A 19442-nucleotide genomic window follows, 5' to 3' on the forward strand; every position below is an offset into this window, starting at 1 on the left:
GGCCGGGGCGACCTCAGTCGGTCGCCGCCGGCTCCGGTGCGGAGACGGCCTCGTCGACGGTGGGGAAGGTCTGCAGGACCTCGACGAGCCCACTGACTTCGAGGATGCGCAGCACGCCACGTTGCGGGGCGGCGAGTCGGACGACGCCGCCCGCCTCGTCGCAACCGTTCTTGGCCCGGACGAAGACCGACAGGCCGGTGGAGTCGCAGAACGAGACGTCGGCGAGGTCGAAGACCAGCCTGCTGCGGCCTTTGTCCAGTAGGTCGGTAATCTGGTCCTGCAGCTGCGGGGCGGTGGCCATGTCCAACTCGCCACCGACCGACACCACGACGACATCGCCGCGCTGCTGCGTCTCCACCGTCAAAGACATTCACGACCTCCAGCCATTCCGCTCGAACGGTACTCCACTCGATGTCGTCCGTGCCGGACCGGGAGTTCGTCGTCGGTGCCACCATAATCGGTGGCCCGGCGACGAATCGCACCACCGGCACCTTACCCGTCCGCTCCGGGGCGGCCGGCCGTCTCAGTCCCCGGCCCGGCCCACCCGGTCGAGGATCCAGGCGGTGACGAACGCCTCCTCGTGCCAGGCGTCGTAGCGGCCGCTCGGACCCCCGTGCCCGGCACCCATCTCCGTCTTGAGCAGGTACGACCCGCCCGGTGCCACCGCCCGCAGCTTCGCGACCCACTTCGCCGGCTCGTGGTAGAACACCCTGGTGTCGTTCAGGCTGGTCACCGCCAGGATCGGCGGGTAGTTGACGGCGGTCACGTTCTCGTACGGCGTGTACGAGCGCATGTACGCGTACACCTCCGGGTCGGCCAGCGGGTTGCCCCACTCCTCCCATTCGGTGACGGTCAGCGGCAGCGACGGATCCAGGATCGTGTTCAGCGCGTCGACGAACGGCACCTGCGCGACGACCCCGCCGAACGCCTCGGGCGCGAGGTTGGCCACCGCGCCCATCAGCAGCCCGCCGGCGGAGCCGCCCCGGGCGACCAGCCGGTCGGTCGTCGTCCAGCCCGCCTTCACCAGATGCCGGGCGCAGGCCACGAAGTCGGTGAACGAGTTCTTCTTGGCCAGCATCTTGCCGTGGTCGTACCAGCGGCGGCCGAGTTCACCGCCGCCGCGTACGTGCGCGACGGCGAAGACCACGCCCCGGTCGAGCAGTGACAACCGGGGGACCGAGAACCAGGGGTCCATGCTGATCTCGTACGAGCCGTAGCCGTAGATGACGCAGGCGGCGGAGCCGTCGCGCGGGGTGCCGGCGCGGCACACCACCGAGATCGGCACCCGGGTGCCGTCGTCGGCCATCGCCCATTCCCGATGCTGTTCGTAGTCGTCGGGGTCGTAGCCGCCGAGCACCGGCTTGCGCTTGAGCAGCGTCATCGCCCGGGTGACCAGGTCGTAGTCGTAGACGGAGTCGGGGGTGACCAGCGAGGTGTACCGGATCCGCAGGGTGCTGGTGGTGTACTCCGGGTTGGCGTCCAGCCCGACGCTGTAGATCGGCTCGGGGAACTCCAGGTCGAAGGTGTCGGTGCCGCCGGCGGGCAGCACCCGCAGCCCGGTGAGTCCGTCGGTGCGCAGCGAGACCACCAGGTGGTTGGCGAAGGCATCCACCGACTCGAGCCGGGTGCCGGGCGTGTGGTCGATCAACGGCACCCAGTCGCCGGGGGTGTCCGCCGAGGTGTACGCCAGGGCGAAGTCCTCGGCACCGTCGTTGTGCAGGATCAGGAACCGGTGCCCGTGGTGCTCGACCGAGTAGTCGACGCCCTGGCGGCGGGGCGCGATGACGACCGGCTCGGCGGTGGGGTCGGCGGCTGGCAGCGCCCGTACCTCGCTGGTGGTCTTGCTGTGCGCGTCGATCAGGATGAAGCGCTCGGAGCGGGTGAGCTCCACGCCGACCCAGAACCGTTCGTCGTCCTCCTGGTAGAGCACGTCGTCGGTGTCGGCGGCGGTCCCGACCCGGTGCCGCCAGACCCGGTACGGCCGCCACGCGTCGTCGACGGTCAGGTAGAACAGCACGCTGCCGTCGGCCGACCAGGCGGTGCCGTAGAAGGTCGACGGGATCTCGTCGGGCAGCACCTGCCCGCTGGCCAGGTCCTTGACCCGCAAAGTGAAGCGTTCGTCGCCGGTGAAGTCGGTGGAGTAGGCCAGCCACCGTCCGTCGGGGCTGATGTCGAAGGTGCCCAACGCGAAGAAGTCGTGTCCTTCGGCGAGGGCGTTGCCGTCGAGCAGGATCTCCTCGTCGGGCGGTGGTGCGCCGTCGACGGTGGCCGGCGGCTGCGTCTCGTCTGGACTGACCGGCCGTCGGCACTGGATTCCGTACTGCTGACCCTCGACCGTCCGGGTGTAGTACCAGTGGTCGCCCTTGCGGGTGGGCACCGACAGGTCGGTCTCCTGGGTGCGCCGCTTCGTCTCGGCGAACAACGTCTCGCGCAGCGCGGCGAGGTGTGCCGTGGCACCCTCGGTGTAGGCGTTCTCCGCCTCCAGGTAGGCGATGGTGTCCGGGTCGTCCTTGACCGCCAGCCAGGCGTACTCGTCGATGACGGTGTCGCCGTGGTGGGTGCGCTCGGTCGGGACACGCTTGGCGGCGGGAGGCACGGGTGCGTCGGTCGTCACCCGGCCACGGTACCGCCCGGGTGCGACGGGTCGGTGCCGGTCGTCGACCACTCGACGTCGATTAGAACATGTGTACGATGTCCGGTGGGAGGTGTGTGGTGTGCTTGATCACCTGGCGGAGATCTGCGGTGCCCGGTACGCGCGCCGGGGCGGCGAGGGCGACGCGGTGGCGGCGACCACGCCGCGGTGGGTGGTGTCGCCCGGCAGTCCCGGGGTGGTCGCTGATGTCCTGCGGCTCTGCGCCGATCGGGGTCTGACGCTGGTGCCCCGGGGTTCGGGCAGCAAACTGGACTGGGGTGCCGCTCCGCCGCATGTGGACATCTTGTTGGACACCGTGCGGCTCTCCGGGATCTGGCACCATCCGCCGGGTTCGGCCACCGTACGGGTCGGTGCCGGCACCACCCTGCAGGCGGCCCAGCGGGCGGTCGGTCGGACCGGGTGGCGACTGCCGTTCGATCCGCCCTCGGCCGCCGCCACGGTGGGCGGGGTCGTCGCCACGGCTGAGGCCGGGCCGTTGAGCCACCGGCACGGCTCACCCTGTCGGCATCTGACCGGCGTCGACTACGTCGACGCCACTGGTGCCCTGGTCCGGGCCGGGTCCAGCGGCGGTGGCCCCGACCAGGTGCCGGAGCTGCTCTGCGGGTCGCAGGGCGCGTTGGCGGTGCTGGTCTCGGCGACCGTACGCCTGCAGCCCGCACCGGCCGACCGTCGCTGGGTCTGCCGGTCCGTCGCCACCCCGCTGGAGGTGCACGACCTCGTCGAGGAGCTGACCGGCATCGGGCTGCAACCGGCGGCGATCGAGCTGGACCTGCCGGCGTCCGACGCGCCGTCCGGGTCGGGACCGACCGGGCCGGACCGGGCCGCCGGGCCGAGACCGACGGTACGGTCGGGACCAGCCGTACGGTCGGGCACGCTCGCGGTGCTGTTCGAGGGTGAACCGGGCCCCACCGGCAGCCGCGCCGACCGCGCCGCCGCCCTGCTCGGCGGCACCGCCACCGTCACCGACCGCCCACCGTCCTGGTGGCAGCGCTACCCGTTCGGTCCTGGTGACGTCGCGATCCGGTTGGCCGTACCGGCGGCCCACCTGCACGCGGCGATCTACGCCCTGCGGGACGCCGTCGGCGCGCCGGTCGGGGTGCGTGGTTCGGCCGGCACCGGCGTGGTGCACGCCGTGCTGCCCGGGGCGACCTCACCGGAGCGGATCGGCGGGCTGCTCGCGACGGTGCGCACGGTGCTGCTCGCCCGGGGCGGGACCTGCCAGGTGCTGGCGGCACCGGCAGCGGTACGCCGGTCCGTCGACATCTGGGGCGACGTGCCTGATCTGCCCCGGTTGCGCCAGCTCAAGCAGGCCTTCGACCCGCACCGCCGGCTGGCCCCCGGCCGGCTTCCCGGCGGCCTGTGAGGTGGTCGGTCTGGCCCGTGCCGGCCGGGCCCGTGCCCGCCGTCAGTTCGTTACGGACCACCAGGATCGCGATGTCGTCGCGGGGTGCCTCGGCGGAGAAGTCCAGCGTGGCGGTCCGCAGCCGGGCCGCGACCACCTCGGCCGAGAAGCCGGCCAGCGGTGCCGCCGCGCGGCGCAGCCGTTCGGTGCCGAACAGTTCCCGGCCGTCCCGCCGCTCGGTGATCCCGTCGGTGTAGAACACCAGGGAGTCGCCCGCCGCCAGGCTCAGCTCCACCGACGGCGCGGTGATCCGGTCCAGCAGACCCAGCGCGGTCCCACCGGCGCCGACGAACCGGGCCTGCCCGTCGCCGCTGACCAGCACCGGCCGGTCGTGTCCGGCGAGGTGCAGCCGGACGTCGAGCCGCTGGTCGTCGGTGACCCCGACAGCCGCCATGGCCAGTGTGCAGTACCTCCCACCGCCGCGTTCGACGAGCGTGTCGTTGAGCCGGCCCAGCACCTCCGGCAGCGCCTTGCCGTCGCGGACCAGCACCCGGATGACGTCGCGGACCAGTCCGGTGACGGTCGCCGCCTGGACGCCCTTGCCGGAGACGTCGCCGACGACCACCAGCCACCGGCCGCCGGGCAGCGGCACCACGTCGTAGAAGTCGCCGCCGACCTCCACGGCGTCGCCGCTGGGTACGTACTCGGCGGCCAGCCCGATGCCGTCGATCACCGGCAGCACCGGGGGCAGCAGCGACTGCTGCAGGGTGTGCGCGACCCGGCGACGTTCCTGATGGATCCGGGCGTTGTCGATGGCCAGCGCGGCCCGCCGGGCGACGTCCTCCAGCACGGCGACCTCGTCGGGGTCGTGCCGGTGTCGTTCGTGCCGGCCGACGGCGAGGGTGCCCAGCCGCTGCCCCCGGGCCACCAGCGGTACGGCGAAGCCGTCCATCGGGGCGCCGAGCGGCACCTGGGATCCGATGCGGGATGCCTCCCGTAGCCGGGCGGAGACCGAGTCGGGGCCGGATTCGGTCAGCGTGGCGTGCAGCGCCGGCAGGACCGTCTCGTCGGCGTGGATCGCGGCGGCCAACTGCAGCTGACCCCACTCGTCGGCGGTGTGCACCGCGCACCACCGGCCGAGTCGGGGCACCACCAGTTGCGGGATGAGTGCCATGGTCAGGTCCACGTCGAGCGACTGGGCGAGCAGTTCGCTGGCTTCGGCCAGGAAGGTCAGCCAGGTCTGCCGGCGCAGGTCGGCGCGGCGCAGCCGGTCGTTCTCCAGGTGCAGGGAGAGCCGCTCGGCGACCAGGGTGGCCAGCGGTCGGGCGTAGTCGGAGGGTGCGGCGTCCAGTTCCAGTTCACCGCTGTACGGCCGGTGCAGGGTGAGCGGCACGCGCAGCAGCTCACCGGAGCGCGGTGACCGGCCGTAGCGGGCGAGCACCTGGGTGCCGTACCCGTCGCCCCGGTCGACCCGGATGGTGCCGCCGGCCGCCCCGACCAGGTCGGCGACCCGGGCCAGCAGGGTCCCGGCCAGGTCGGCGAGCGGATCGTCGGCGTACGGCTCCGGGGCGGCCTGCAGGAGTGCGGCGAGCGTGGCGGCGCTGGGGGCGGCCGGTCGGTGCTCGTCGTCGACCGGCGGTGCGGGTACGGCGGACACGCCCTGCCACGGGTCGACCGGGCCGGCTGGGTCGGCCGGGCCGGTCGGGTCGACCTGGTCGGGCGTCGGCGTGGCGGGGTGCCGGTCGAGCCGGAACCAGACGCCCTTGCCGCTGGGCAGGTGGGTGGTGCCCCAGCGGCTGGCGAAGTGGTCGACCAGCAGCAGGCCGCGACCGCGTTCGGGCACCTCACCGATGTTCTGCCGGTCGTTGCGGGGGTGGGCGGCGACGGTTTCGATGGGCCCGGCGGCGAAGTCGGTGACCGTGACGGTGAGCCCGACCGCGTCGGCCGCCACTTCGATGATCAGCTCGGTGCCGGCGTGTACGACCGCGTTGGTGGACAGCTCGGTGGTCAGCAGCAGGGCCTCGTTGAGCAGGTCGTCCAGGGCTGCGTCAGAGAGTATGGATCTGACTACTGCTCGTGCTGTTGCTGGGGTGCGTCGGTCGGCGGGCAGGCGTACTCGTCGGAAATGTTCACTCCCAGTACCGGTGGTGGGACCCTCGGCCCTTGCTGTCACCTGCCAGTTCCTCCGATCGCCCGGTTCATCGAAACGGTCGTGCACCTCGCATCTGTCACGGTAGTCGAGCAATGATGAGGTCAGCCCACTCCCAGAGCTGAGCGAGGATCCGATGACCCGCGCGAAAGAGCTGTCCACCGACCGCCTGCCCACCGAGCATCCGCCGGCCGGCGACGAGACCGCGTTGCTCGTCGAACTCGCCGCGGCGCTGCGCCGGATCGGGCAGGGCGACCTCAAGGTGCGGCTGCCCCGCCGGGTCGGGGTGGCCGGCGAGGTCGCGGACGCCTTCAACGAGGTGGTCTCGTTGCAGGAGCGCCAGCACCTGGACCTGCGTCGGATCAGCCGGATCGTCGGCCGGGACGGTCGACTGACCGAACGCCTCGACGAGGAGGGCTTCGGCGGCGCCTGGGCCGACAACCACCAGGCGATCAACGCGTTGATCGACGACCTGGGCCGGCCGACCACCGAGATCGCCCGGGTCATCCGGGCGGTCGCCGAGGGCGATCTGTCCCAGCACATGGAGCTGGAGATCGACGGGCAGCCGCTGCGGGGCGAGTTCCTGCGGATCGGCCGGACGGTGAACACGATGGTGGATCAGCTGTCGTCGTTCGCCGACGAGGTGACCCGGGTCGCCCGGGAGGTGGGTACCGAGGGCAAGCTCGGTGGCCAGGCGCGGGTCAAGGGCGTCTCCGGGACGTGGAAGGACCTGACCGACAACGTCAACTCGATGGCGTCGAACCTCACCCACCAGGTGCGGTCCATCTCGCAGGTGGCGACCGCGATGTCCCGGGGCGACCTGTCCCAGAAGATCACCGTCTCCGCCAAGGGCGAGGTCGCCGAGCTGGCGGACACCATCAACATGCTCACCGACACGCTGCGCCTGTTCGCCGAACAGGTGACCCGGGTGGCCCGGGAGGTGGGTACCGAGGGCAAGCTCGGCGGCCAGGCGCAGGTGCCGAACGTCGCGGGCACCTGGAAGGACCTGACCGACAGCGTCAACTCGATGGCGTCGAACCTGACCGCGCAGGTGCGCAACATCGCCCAGGTGTCGACGGCGGTGGCCAAGGGCGACCTGTCGCAGAAGATCACCGTCGCGGCGCAGGGCGAGATCCTCGAACTGAAGTCGACGGTGAACACGATGGTGGACCAGCTGTCCTGGTTCGCCGACGAGGTGACCCGGGTGGCCCGCGAGGTCGGCATCGAGGGCAAACTGGGCGGTCAGGCCCAGGTCCGGGGCCTTTCCGGTACGTGGCGTGACCTCACCGAGAACGTCAACCAGCTGGCCGGCAACCTGACCAGCCAGGTCCGCAACATCTCGCAGGTGTCGACGGCGGTGGCCAAGGGTGACCTGTCGCAGAAGATCACTGTCGACGCGCGGGGCGAGATCCTGGAGTTGAAGTCGACGGTGAACACGATGGTGGATCAGCTGTCGCTGTTCGCCGACGAGGTGACCCGGGTGGCCCGGGAGGTGGGTACCGAGGGCAAGTTGGGTGGTCAGGCCCAGGTCAAGGGCGTTTCGGGTACGTGGCGGGACCTGACGGACAACGTGAACTCGATGGCGTCGAACCTGACCAGTCAGGTGCGTAACATCGCGTCGGTCACCACCGCGGTGGCCAAGGGTGACCTGTCGCAGAAGATCACTGTCGACGCGCGGGGCGAGATCCTGGAGTTGAAGTCGACGGTGAACACGATGGTGGACCAGCTGTCGTCGTTCGCCGACGAGGTGACCCGGGTGGCCCGGGAGGTGGGCACCGAGGGCAAGTTGGGTGGCCAGGCCCAGGTGCGTGGGGTTGCCGGCACCTGGCGGGACCTGACCGACAACGTGAACTCGATGGCGTCGAACCTGACCGCGCAGGTGCGCAACATCGCCCAGGTGTCGACGGCGGTGGCCAAGGGTGACCTGTCGCAGAAGATCACTGTCGACGCCCAGGGCGAGATCCTGGAGCTCAAGGACACCGTCAACACGATGGTGGATCAGCTGTCGTCGTTCGCCGACGAGGTGACGCGGGTCGCCCGGGAGGTGGGCACCGAGGGCAAGTTGGGTGGTCAGGCCCAGGTCAAGGGCGTTTCGGGTACGTGGCGGGACCTGACGGACAACGTGAACTCGATGGCGTCGAACCTGACCAGTCAGGTGCGTAACATCGCGTCGGTCACCACCGCGGTCGCCAAGGGCGATCTGTCGCAGAAGATCACTGTCGACGCGCAGGGCGAGATCCTGGAGTTGAAGTCGACGGTGAACACGATGGTGGACCAGCTGTCGTCGTTCGCCGACGAGGTGACCCGGGTGGCCCGGGAGGTGGGCACCGAGGGCAAGCTGGGTGGCCAGGCCCAGGTCAAGGGGGTCTCCGGCACCTGGCGGGACCTGACCGAGAACGTGAACCAGCTGGCCTCGACCCTGACCACCCAGCTGCGGGCGATCGCGCAGGTGTCGACCTCGGTGACCCGCGGCGACATGACCCAGCACATCACCGTCCAGGCTCAGGGCGAGGTCGCCGAGCTGAAGGACAACATCAACCAGATGATCGTGACCCTGCGGGACACGACGAAGAAGAACGCCGAACAGGGCTGGCTCGACTCGAACCTGGCCCGCATCGGTGGGCTGCTGCAGGGTCAGCGGGACCTCGGCGAGGTCTGCCGCATGATCATGAACGAGGTCACGCCGCTGGTCGACGCGCAGCTCGGCACCTTCTTCCTCGCCGACGTCGACGAAGGGGTGATGCGGCTGGGGCTGACCGCCTCGTACGGCTACGTGGCCCGTGACCACATCGTCATCTTCGGGCCCGGCGAAGGCCTGGTCGGTCAGGCCGCGGTGTCCCGGCGCACGATCCGGGTCGGTGCCGGCAGCACCGGTGCCCTCACCCTGCGGTCCGGTCTGCTCAGCGCCGCGCCGCGTGACCATGTCGTCCTGCCGGTGCTGTTCGAGGGCGAGATGCTCGGGGTGATCGAGTTCGCCTCGGTCGCCGCCTTCTCCGAACTGCATCTGGCGTTCCTGGAGCGGCTGGTGGCCACCATCGGCATCGCCGTCAACACCATCCAGGCCAACAAGCGCACCGAGGAGCTGCTCGCCCAGTCGCAGCGGCTGGCCAACGAGATGCAGGCGCAGTCCGCCGAGCTGCAGCGCACCAACGCCGAGCTGGAGGACAAGGCCCGGCTGTTGTCCGAGCAGAAGGGCAACATCGAGACCAAGAACCGGGAGATCGAACTGGCCCGGCTCGGCCTGGAGGAGAAGGCGCAGCAGCTGTCGCGGGCCTCGGCGTACAAGTCGGAGTTCCTCGCCAACATGAGCCACGAGCTGCGGACGCCGCTGAACTCGCTGCTGCTGCTGGCCCGGCTGCTGGCCGACAACCCGGACGACAACCTGACCGAGAAGCAGATCGAGTTCGCCAAGACGATCCACAGCGCCGGCTCCGACCTGCTGTCGCTGATCGACGACATCCTGGACCTGTCGAAGATCGAAGCCGGCCGGATGGACGTGCAACCGGCCGAGGTGCCGTTCGTCGAGATCCAGGCGTACGTCGAGCAGGCGTTCACGCCGCAGGCCGACGAGAAGGGCCTGCAGTTGCACGTCGAGGTCGCCCCGGACCTGCCGCCGGCGATCGTCACCGACGCACAGCGGCTGCAGCAGATCCTGCGCAACCTGCTATCCAACGCGGTGAAGTTCACCGACAGCGGCTCGGTGATCCTGCGGATCGGCCCGGCGGCACCCGGCCAGGAGTTCAGCGTGCCGGCGCTGTCGGCCGCCGCGCAGGTGGTGGCGTTCACCGTCATCGACACCGGGATCGGCGTCTCCGACGACAAGCTCTCGTTGATCTTCGAGGCGTTCCAGCAGGCCGACGGAACCACCAGCCGACGCTACGGCGGCACCGGGCTGGGACTGTCGATCAGCCGCGACCTGGCCCGGCTGATCGGTGGCACGATCACCGTGTCGTCCGCTCCGGGTGCCGGCTCCACCTTCACGCTGTACGTTCCCGACGTGCTCGACGCCGACGCCGTACTGTCGCAGGCGCCGCTGCCGAGCGCGGCGCCGATCCGGACCGCGTTGCCGCCGCTGACCCGGCCGATCGAGGTCGACCGGCCGGAGCCGCCGGCCACCCGGCGGTTGGACGGCGCCACCGTACTGATCATCGACGACGACGTGCGCAACGTCTTCGCCCTGACCAGCGCCCTGGAACTGCACGGCATGACCGTGCTGTACTCCGACAACGGGGTCGACGGGGTGCGTAAACTCGCCGAACGCCCGGAGGTCGACATCGTGTTGATGGACGCGATGATGCCGGACCAGGACGGCTACGAGACGACCCGGATCATCCGCCGCAACGAGCGGTTCGCCGACCTGCCGGTGGTCTTCCTGACCGCCAAGGCGATGCCCGGCGACCGGGAGTCGGCGCTGCAGGCCGGTGCCACCGACTACATCACCAAGCCGGTGGACCTCGACGAACTGATCACGCTGATGGTGACCTGGATCAACGCCGCAGAGGAGCAGAATCGATGACCGCCGCGACGGCGAAGGCACTGCTGGTGGACGACCGGCGGGAGAACCTCATGGCGTTGGAGGCGATCCTGCAGGGTCTGCCGGTGCAGACCGTGGCCGTGGAGAGCGGCGAGGCCGCGTTGAAACAGCTGCTCGTCGACGACTTCGCGGTGATCCTGCTCGACGCGCAGATGCCGGAGATGGACGGCTTCGAAACCGCCAACCACATCAAGCGGCGGGAGCGGACCCGGCACGTACCGATCCTGTTCCTGACCGCTGCGGACCGGGACAACCAGCTCGCGCTGCGCGGCTACGCCGCCGGCGCGGTCGACTACCTGATCAAGCCGTTCGACCCGTGGGTGCTGCGGGCCAAGGTCGGCGTCTTCGTCGACCTGTGGGTGAAGAACCGGCAGCTGGCCACCCAGGCCGACCTGGTCCGCCAGCGCGACGAGCAGTTGCGCGGGCTGGTCGCTGCCGTGGACCGGGCGGTCGGGCAGCTGCGGGCCGGTGACGCCGCCCCGGCTACGGTCGCCGACGAGCTGGAGGCGGCCCGGTGGGGCGGGGACCGTACGGCGCAGCCGTGACCGTCACCGGATGGTTTGGCGCGGCGCAGCCGTGACCGTCACCGGATGGTTTGGCGCGGCGCAGCCGTGACCGTCACCGGATGGTCAGCGCCGAGCGTAGCCCGGTGATGTTCAACACCCGGAGCAGAAACTCGCCGACGTTGGTGAGCAGCAGCAGGCTCTGCGCGTGACTCGCCTTACGGGTGAGCACCACCAGGGTGCCCAGCCCCTGTGAGTCGCAGAAGGTGATCCCGCCCATGTCCAGCACGATCCGCGCCGGGGCGTCGCTGAGCAGTTCGTTGACGGTGTTGGTCAGCTGGGTGGCGGTGAGCATGTCGATCTCTCCGGCGAGGCGGAGCATCGCCTCGTCGGAAGTGCGCTGCAGCGCGATAGACAGCTCCGCCCGCTCCACCCGGCCAGCGTATCGCGATCAGGCGAGCCGGGCCCGGCTACGCCCGGCGCGGGTGGCCGCGAGCTGGGCACGGGGCGGATGTGCACCCCCACGGGCGCGACTGCCACAATGGCAGTGCCGTGACTGCCACCGACACCGCCGGCGCCCGCCCGTACCCGGCTGACGCGCCCGCTTCCCAGGCCCTGTTCGACCGCGCCAGCTCGATCGTCCCCGGCGGGGTCAACTCACCCGTGCGCGCCTTCCGGGCGGTCGGCGGGACACCCCGCTTCATGGTGCGCGGCAGCGGACCGTGGCTGTTCGACGCGGACGAGCGCCGCTACCTCGACCTGGTCTGCTCCTGGGGCCCGCTGATCCTCGGCCACGCCCACCCTGAGGTGGTCGCCGCGATCGGCCGGGCCGCCGCGCTGGGCACCAGCTTCGGTACGCCGACCCCCGGTGAGGTGGAGCTGGCCACGGAGATCGTCGAGCGGACCCCGGTCGAGCAGGTCCGGCTGGTCAACTCCGGCACCGAGGCGACGATGTCGGCGATCCGCCTGGCCCGTGGCCACACCGGCCGGTCGCGCATCGTCAAGTTCGCCGGCTGCTACCACGGTCACGTCGACGCGTTGCTCGCCGCCGCCGGCAGCGGGGTGGCCACCCTCGGGCTGCCCGACTCGCCCGGCGTCACCGGCGCTGCGGCCAGCGAGACGATCGTGCTGCCGTACAACGACGTGGCTGCGGTCGAGCGGGCCTTCGCCGAGTACGGCGACCAGATCGCCGCGATCGTCACCGAGGCGGCGGCCGGCAACATGGGGGTGGTCGCCCCCGGCGCCGGGTTCAACGCCGCGTTGGCCCGGATCGCCCACGCGCACGGCGCGTTGCTCATCGTCGACGAGGTGATGACCGGTTTCCGGGTCGCCCGGGGCGGCTGGGCCGAGCTGGATCCGGCCGACGCCGACCTCTACACGTACGGCAAGGTGATGGGCGGCGGCCTGCCGGCAGCGGCGTTCGGCGGCCGGGCCGAGATCATGGCGCAGCTGGCCCCGGCCGGTCCGGTCTACCAGGCCGGCACCCTCTCCGGGAACCCGCTGGCCTGCGCGGCCGGCCTGGCCACGCTCCGGCTGGCCGACGCCGACGTCTACCGGCGGCTGGCCGACACCGCCACCCAGGTAGCGACGATGGCCACCGGGGCGCTGCGCGCCGCCGGCGTGCCGCACCGGCTCTCCACCGCCGGCACCATGTTCTCCATTTTCTTCACCGACGCCGAGGTCACCGACTACGCGAGCGCCCGGACCCAGGACACCGACGCCTACCGGGCCTTCTTCCACGCGATGCTCGCGCACGGCGTCTACCTGCCCCCCAGCGCGTTCGAAGCATGGTTCGTCTCGGCGGCGATCGACGACGCCGCCCTGGAGCAGCTGGCCGCCGCGCTGCCTGCTGCGGCCACGGCCGCAGCCGCCGCCGGTGACCTGCGGACGGTGGGGGATTAGCGGATGAAACGTACGGTGGTCCACGTCCTGCGGCACGGTGAGGTACACAACCCGACCAAGATCCTCTACGGTCGGCTGCCCGGCTTCCGGCTGTCCGAGCTGGGTGTGCAGATGGCGAAAGCGGCCAGTCAGGCGCTCGCCGACCGGGACGTGGTGCACGTGGTCGCCAGCCCGCTGGAGCGCGCCCAGGAGACCGCCGAGCCGATCGCGGCCCAGTTCCGGCTGCCGGTGTCCGTCGACGAGCGGCTGATCGAGTCCGCGAACTGGTTCGAGGGCCGGCGGGTCTCCCCGGGCGACGGATCGTTCCGTGACCCGCGCAACTGGTGGGTGCTGCGGGATCCGGTCACCCCGTCCTGGGGCGAGGCCTACACGGTGATCGCCGAACGGATGTTCGCCGCCGTGCACGCGGCCCGGGTGGCGGCCGAAGGTCACGAGGCGGTCTGCGTCTCCCACCAGTTGCCGATCTGGACCCTGCGCCGCTACCTGGAGCGCAAGCGGCTCTGGCACGACCCTCGGCGTCGCCAGTGCGGCCTGGCCAGCCTGACCTCGATCCACTTCGAGGACGCCAAGGTGGTCGGCATCGGCTACTCCGAGCCGGCCGCCCACCTGATCGCGATGTCCCCGTCGGCGCGGACCGCCAAGGGCGCCTGACATGCGGGTCCGACGGGCGTCGGTGGCGGCGGCGGTGGTCGCCGTACTCGCCCTGACCGGCTGTGGTGGTGCCGCCAGCGACTGGGCCACCGACTGCGACACCGACGGGCAGGGTGTGATCCGCTGCGTCGGCGACGACCGGCCCCCGGCCCCGCAACTGGAGCTCGAACTGCTCGACGGCGGCACCTTGGACGCGGCGGCGCTGCGCGGCCAGGTCGTGGTGATCAACTTCTGGGGGTCGTGGTGTCCGCCCTGCCGGGCCGAGGCCGCCGACCTCGAAGCCACCTACCAGGCGACCCGCGACCGGGGCGTCGCGTTCGTCGGCGTCAACGTCCGTGACGAACGCGACCGGGCCCGCGCCTTCGAACGGGGCCGGGTGACGTACCCGAGCCTGTTCGACCCGGCCAGCCGCCTGGCGCTGGACTTCAACATCCCACCGAACAGCATCCCCGCGACGATGATCGTCGACCGGAACGGCCGGATCGCCGTCGTGATCCGCGAAGCCGTCCGCCAGGACGACCTGCAGCCGCTCGTCGAGCAGATCGTCGCCGAACCGATCAAGGCGGAGCCGGTCGATGGGTGAGACCTTCGCCGAGATCACCCGGGGCGGGCCGGTGCTGGTCGCGCTCGGCCTGGCCGCGCTCGCCGGGCTGGTCAGCTTCCTGTCACCCTGCATCCTGCCGCTGACCCCGGGCTACCTGTCGTACGTCACCGGGCTGGCCGGCTCCGACCTGGACTCCGCCGGCGGCGACTCCGCCCGCCGGTACGGCCGGGTGCTGGCCGGCACCCTGCTGTTCGTCGGCGGCTTCACCCTGGTCTTCACGCTGACGGCGATCCTGATGGCCGGCGTCGGCCGCTACCTGTTCGTCTACCAGCGGCCCGTCGAGATCGGCGTCGGTCTGCTGATCGTGCTGTTCGGCCTGGCCTTCCTCGGCCTGGTGCCCGGGATGCAGCGGGAGATCCGGATGCACCGGCTGCCGGAGGCCGGGCTGTTCGGGGCCCCGGTGTTCGGCGCGGTCTTCGCGCTGTCCTGGACCCCCTGCGTCAGCCCGACCCTCGGCGCGGTGATCGGCATGGCGACCGTCAGCGGCAAGACCGACCGGGCCGTCGCCCTGGCGATCGCGTACTGCCTCGGCCTCGGGCTGCCGTTCGTCATCTTCGGGCTGGCGTTCCGTCGGCTGCTCGGCGTCTTCACGGTGATCCGCCGCAACAGTCAGTGGGTCACCCGCATCGGCGGCGTCATGCTGATCGCAGTCGGGACGGCGCTGGTCACCGGCGCCTGGAGCAGCTTCGTCATCTGGCTGCAGGCCACCGTCGGATCGGGCGAGGTCGGGATCTGATGTCCCGGTCCGGAGCGGTACGGGCACTGCTGCGCAACTCCTGGCGGCAGCTGACCAGCATGCGTACCGCCCTGATCCTGCTCTTCTGCCTGGCGGTCGCCGCCATCCCCGGCTCCCTGCTGCCGCAGCGCGACGTCAACATCGAAAATGTCAACGCCTACTTCCAGGACAACCCCCGGCTGGCCCCGGTGCTGGACCGGCTCGGCATGTTCGACGTCTTCGCCGCGCCCTGGTTCGCCGCGATCTACCTGCTGCTGTTCACCTCGCTGGTCGGCTGCATCGTGCCCCGGCTGCGCGACCACGTCCGCGCGCTGCGGGCCGCGCCGCCGGCCGCGCCCCGCCGGCTGGACCGGCTGCCGCAGCACGCCAGCTGGACCGGCACCGGCGACATCACCGCGATCGCCGCGCAGCTGCGACGCCGCCGCTGGCGGGTCACCGTCACCGGCGACACCGTCAACGCCGAGAAGGGCCACCTGAAGGAGACCGGCAACCTGGTCTTCCACCTGTCGTTGGTCGCCGTCCTGTGCGGCGTCGCGCTCGGTTCGTGGTACGGCTGGCACGGCAACCGGCTGCTGGTCGCCGGCCCGGACACCGCCTTCTGCAACACGGTCCAGCAGTACGACGAGTACGGCCTCGGCCCACGGGTCGCCGACACCGACCTGCCCCGGTTCTGCCTCGAGCTGACCGACTTCACCGCCACCTTCCTGGAGACCGGCCAACCGGACAGCTACACCGCCGAGGTACGGGTCGACGACGGCGGCGGCGACCCCCGCGACGCGACGTTCTCGGTGAACTCGCCGCTGCGCCTGGCCGACGCCAACGTCTACCTGCTCGGCCACGGCTACGTGCCGGTGCTGCGCTACACCGACCGGTACGGGCAGGCCCAGACGGTCACCGCGCCGTTCCTGGCCGTCGACGACATGATCACCAGCGAGGGAGTGGCGAGCTTCCCGGACGCCAACGTCGACCCGGCCAGCGGCGAGCGCGACCCCGACCTGCAGGTCGCGTTCGAAGGACTGTTCCTGCCGACCGCCCCGGCACAGGCACCGTACATCCGTTCCACCCATCCCGAGCTGCGCGACCCGGCGCTGATGCTGTGGGCGTACCGGGGCAACCTCGGGCTGGACGCCGGCATCCCCGGCTCGGTCTACCGCATCGACCAGAGTCAGGTGGAAGCCGGCCGGCTGCTGCCGGTCGGGGATCCGCAACTGCTGCGCGTCGGCGAGACGATGACCCTGGACGACGGCACCAGCATCGAGTTCCTGGACATCACGCAGTACGTCACCCTCTCCGTACGCCATGATCCGGGCAGCGGGCTACTGCTGGCCAGCTCGGTGCTGCTGCTCGCCGGGTTGATGCCGTCGCTGTTCGTCCGGCGGCGTCGGGTGTGGTTCCGGGTCACACCGGCCGCCCCCGGCGACGGCTCCACGACAACCGGTAGTAGCGTCATCGAGGCCGGTGGGCTGCCGCGTACCGACCATCCTGGGTTCGGCGACGAGTTCCGGGAGCTCGTCCGGGCGGTCGGCGGTGCCGGCCCGCCACGGGAAGGAACGCAGTGATGGCAGAGCTGTCCGACCAACTCCTGGTCGTCACGATCTTCGCGTACCTGTTCGCGATGATCTGTCATGCGGTCGAGGCCGGTTTCGGCAGCGGCAGCCGGCGGAGCGCGCCGGTCGCGGCCCGCGACCGGGAACTCGCCACCGCCACCGTCGGTGGGTCGTCGCCGACGGTGACCGCCGTGGTGCCGGGCGCCGCTGACGACCTGATCCCGGACGGTCCGGTCTCCAGAGCGCCGACCCCGGGCGGCCCGGTCGGGCTTGAGCCGGAGCGGACCGGCTGGGCCCGCGTCGGACTCGCCGGCTGGTTCGCCATCGGCGCGACGGTCCTCGGCGCGCTGGTGCACCTCGCCGCCCTGGTCGCCCGGGGTGTCGCCGCCGAGCGGCTGCCCTGGGGCAACATGTACGAGTACGTGCTGGCCATCACCTTCGTCGGTGTCGCCGCTTGGCTGGTGATGGTCTACCGGCATCCGTCGCTGCGCCCACTCGGGCTGTTCGTCGCCCTGGTGATGGTCGCTCTGCTCGGAATGGCCGGACTGGTCTTCTACACGCCGATCACCCCGCTGGTGCCGGCGCTGGAGTCCTACTGGTACGCCATCCACGTCTCGACGATCATGGCGTCGTCCGGGGTGCTGCTGCTCGGGTCGATTCCGGCCGCGATGTTCCTGCTCCGGCACGGGTACGAGCAGGGGCGGCGCGGATTCCCGTACCTGCTGGCCAAGCGGGTGCCGGCGGCGGTGTCGCTGGAACGGCTCACCTTCGGGCTGCACGCGATCGGCTTCCCGGTCTTCACCTTCGCGGTGATCGCCGGGGCGATCTGGGCCGAACACGCCTGGTCCCGGCCGTGGGCGTGGGACCCGAAGGAGACCTGGGCGTTCATCTCCTGGGTGGTCTACGCCGGCTACCTGCACGCCCGGGCCACCCCGAGCGTACGGCGGACCACCGTCACCTGGATCGCGATCCTCGGGTTCCTCACGATGCTGATGAACCTGATCGGCGTCAACTACTTCTTCGAGAGCCTGCACTCGTACGCCTGACCGCCGGTCGCGCGCATCTCGTCCGTAGCCGACCGGGGCGGGGGTGCATCGGTCGGAGTACTCCGACCGATGCACCCCCGCCCCGGACCGACCGCCTGACGGCGACGGGTTACTTCGACGAACTGGTCTCGTCGTCGCCGGTGACCAGCACGACCCGCTTGCGCCGGCCGAGCAGGAAGACCGCCACACCGACGACCAGGATCGCGGCACCACCGGCCGCGACCAGCCCGGCCTGCGCGCCGGTGACCGGCAGCCCGCCGTCGCCGGCACCGCCACCACCGGATCCGCCGCCGGTGCCCGGGTGCTCACCGGTCGGGTTGATCAGCACCAGTGCCTCGTTGTTGTCCAGGTTCCGGTCGTACCACGGCTCCGGTGACCCGTCCCAGTCGACGACCTCGACCAGGCCCTCCGCGTCCGGGATCACCTCGTTGATCAGCAGGGTGAAGGTGTGCTCGAACTCCTCACCTGCCTTGATGATGATCAAGGGACTGCGGCAGATGTACCAGTCCGCGCCGGGCACCTGGTCACCGGACTCCTCCGGCGTGTGCGCGGTGCGGCAGCCCTCCGGCACCTCGGTGACCTCGGTGCCTTCCGGGGTGTGGAAGGCGAAGTAGGCGGCCGGATTGCCGGACCGGTCGAACACCGTGCCCGGTCCAAGGTTGGTCAGCCCGAGGGTCACCTCGACCTCGTCGCCGGCCACGCCGCTGGCCTCGGCACCGGCCACCGCGAAATCGGCCTGGTTGTCGACATTGAGGAACACTGAGCCGTAGTTGTCCGACTCGTCGAGATCGGCAGCCGACCGGCTGGCCACCCGGCTGCCGGTGGCGACGGCGCGTAGGGTCGCGCCTCGGCCCCGGCTCAGCTCAGCCTGGCTGGACAGGCTGACCTCGCCAGCGGGCAGCACCGTGTAGATGAGGTGCTCGCGCAGCGCGGCCTCGGTCGGCGTGACCTCGAACCCGTCGACGATCTCGAAGCCATCGCCCGGCTCCAGCTCGAGCGCGATATCGCAGACCGCGTAGTTGGAGAGCGGGTAGCTGGTGTACACGCAGTTGTCGTACTGGCCGAACTCGCTGGAGGTGACGTCGATGGTCAACTGCAGGCCGTCGGTCGGCTGGTTGCCGGCGTTGTAGCCCTCGATCGGCACCGCGACCGATTCACCGGGGGCCACCAGGCCGAGGTCCTCGTCGCCGGTGGTGACCACCAGGTCCGGGCCGTCGCCGAGGGTGATCGTCGCCGAGCCGGATCGAGCGCCGGCGTTGGCGGCGGTGGCCGTCCAGCTGATCTGGCCGCTGTCGCCGACGTCGGCGCCGCTGGCGGCGGCCAGGCCGATCGGCATCACGAAGGAGCCGTACGGGTCGGCGTCGAACAGATCCAGCTCGCAGGTGACGGTGTCGGCGTCGACGGTGCACTGCGCCGGGAACTCCACGTCGACGACTCCGGCCAGTCCGGAGACGTCGACGGTGACCAGCGGGTCGACGATCCCGTCGCTGAGGTAGATCTGTGCGGGGACGTACTTGCCGGGGGCACCGGGGCCGCCGATGGTAACGTCGTTGAGCCAGAACTCGAGGTAGCCGTCCTCGCCCTGGGCCGCTGCGGCGGCCGGCACGGCGGCGAGCAGCGCGCCGGCGGCGACCAGGGAAACTCCCAGGCGGGCCGAGTGGCGCCGCCGGGATGTGCGTACGAACATGGGTGTCCTTACGAGGGATTATGGGGGACGCACGATGATAAACGGACCGTGCGACAGCGCGGGGTCCCGTCGGGACGAAGACCGGACG

At 71.0% G+C, this 19442-nt stretch carries 14 protein-coding genes; 9 read left to right on the forward strand and 5 right to left on the reverse strand.

Going from position 1 to position 19442, the window contains the following annotated elements; genetic code table 11:
• Positions 1-13: 13 nt before the first annotated feature.
• Both ACN28F_RS17345 and ACN28F_RS17350 read right to left on the reverse strand, forming a co-directional pair.
• On the reverse strand, positions 14-370 hold the full coding sequence (locus ACN28F_RS17345) for an STAS domain-containing protein (RefSeq protein ID WP_289208962.1): 357 nt from the start codon (positions 368-370) through the stop codon (positions 14-16).
• A 153-nt stretch (positions 371-523) separates the two neighbouring features.
• On the reverse strand, positions 524-2614 hold the full coding sequence (locus ACN28F_RS17350; protein ID WP_289208963.1) for a S9 family peptidase: 2091 nt from the start codon (positions 2612-2614) through the stop codon (positions 524-526).
• 100 nt (positions 2615-2714) lie between these two features.
• On the opposite strand from ACN28F_RS17350, the gene ACN28F_RS17355 reads away from it, so the two are divergent.
• Positions 2715-4016, forward strand: a complete 1302-nt coding sequence (locus tag ACN28F_RS17355; protein WP_289208964.1) for an FAD-binding oxidoreductase — start codon at positions 2715-2717, stop codon at positions 4014-4016.
• Here ACN28F_RS17355 and ACN28F_RS17360 read toward each other — a convergent pair.
• On the reverse strand, positions 3955-6168 hold the full coding sequence (locus ACN28F_RS17360) for a SpoIIE family protein phosphatase (protein ID WP_289208965.1): 2214 nt from the start codon (positions 6166-6168) through the stop codon (positions 3955-3957). The genes ACN28F_RS17355 and ACN28F_RS17360 overlap by 62 nt on opposite strands.
• A 112-nt stretch (positions 6169-6280) precedes the next feature.
• On the opposite strand from ACN28F_RS17360, the gene ACN28F_RS17365 reads away from it, so the two are divergent.
• Positions 6281-10660 (forward strand): HAMP domain-containing protein, encoded by a 4380-nt coding sequence (locus ACN28F_RS17365; protein WP_289208966.1) that lies wholly within the window; start codon positions 6281-6283, stop codon positions 10658-10660.
• Positions 10657-11223: a response regulator gene (locus ACN28F_RS17370; protein WP_289208967.1), complete on the forward strand. Its 567-nt coding sequence runs from the start codon at positions 10657-10659 to the stop codon at positions 11221-11223. The genes ACN28F_RS17365 and ACN28F_RS17370 overlap by 4 nt, the downstream gene beginning before the upstream one ends.
• Positions 11224-11296: 73 nt before the next feature.
• On the opposite strand, the gene ACN28F_RS17375 is transcribed toward ACN28F_RS17370, so the two are convergent.
• Entirely contained in the window at positions 11297-11614 is a 318-nt protein-coding gene (locus ACN28F_RS17375) for an STAS domain-containing protein (protein WP_289208968.1), read from the reverse strand.
• A 119-nt stretch (positions 11615-11733) separates the two neighbouring features.
• Here ACN28F_RS17375 and hemL point away from each other — a divergent pair, with 119 nt between their 5' ends.
• The 6 genes from hemL to ccsB are packed head-to-tail and all read left to right on the forward strand — an operon-like array spanning position 11734 to position 17667.
• Positions 11734-13083 (forward strand): glutamate-1-semialdehyde 2,1-aminomutase, encoded by a 1350-nt coding sequence (gene hemL, locus ACN28F_RS17380; RefSeq protein ID WP_289208969.1) that lies wholly within the window; start codon positions 11734-11736, stop codon positions 13081-13083.
• Between the two features lie 3 nt (positions 13084-13086).
• Positions 13087-13734: a histidine phosphatase family protein gene (locus tag ACN28F_RS17385; RefSeq protein WP_289208970.1), complete on the forward strand. Its 648-nt coding sequence runs from the start codon at positions 13087-13089 to the stop codon at positions 13732-13734.
• Between the two features lies 1 nt (position 13735).
• Positions 13736-14317: a TlpA family protein disulfide reductase gene (locus ACN28F_RS17390; protein ID WP_421358672.1), complete on the forward strand. Its 582-nt coding sequence runs from the start codon at positions 13736-13738 to the stop codon at positions 14315-14317.
• Positions 14310-15074: a cytochrome c biogenesis CcdA family protein gene (locus ACN28F_RS17395; protein ID WP_289208972.1), complete on the forward strand. Its 765-nt coding sequence runs from the start codon at positions 14310-14312 to the stop codon at positions 15072-15074. The genes ACN28F_RS17390 and ACN28F_RS17395 overlap by 8 nt, the downstream gene beginning before the upstream one ends.
• Positions 15074-16633: a cytochrome c biogenesis protein ResB gene (resB, locus tag ACN28F_RS17400; protein WP_421358674.1), complete on the forward strand. Its 1560-nt coding sequence runs from the start codon at positions 15074-15076 to the stop codon at positions 16631-16633. Before ACN28F_RS17395 ends, resB begins: the two co-directional genes overlap by 1 nt.
• On the forward strand, positions 16633-17667 hold the full coding sequence (ccsB, locus tag ACN28F_RS17405) for a c-type cytochrome biogenesis protein CcsB (RefSeq protein WP_289208973.1): 1035 nt from the start codon (positions 16633-16635) through the stop codon (positions 17665-17667). The genes resB and ccsB overlap by 1 nt, the downstream gene beginning before the upstream one ends.
• 109 nt (positions 17668-17776) lie before the next feature.
• On the opposite strand, the gene ACN28F_RS17410 is transcribed toward ccsB, so the two are convergent.
• On the reverse strand, positions 17777-19354 hold the full coding sequence (locus ACN28F_RS17410; protein WP_289208974.1) for a hypothetical protein: 1578 nt from the start codon (positions 19352-19354) through the stop codon (positions 17777-17779).
• Positions 19355-19442 lie beyond the last annotated feature (88 nt).

The sequence above is a fragment of the Solwaraspora sp. WMMA2101 genome (genome assembly GCF_049179175.1).
GTDB lineage: Bacteria > Actinomycetota > Actinomycetes > Mycobacteriales > Micromonosporaceae > Micromonospora_E.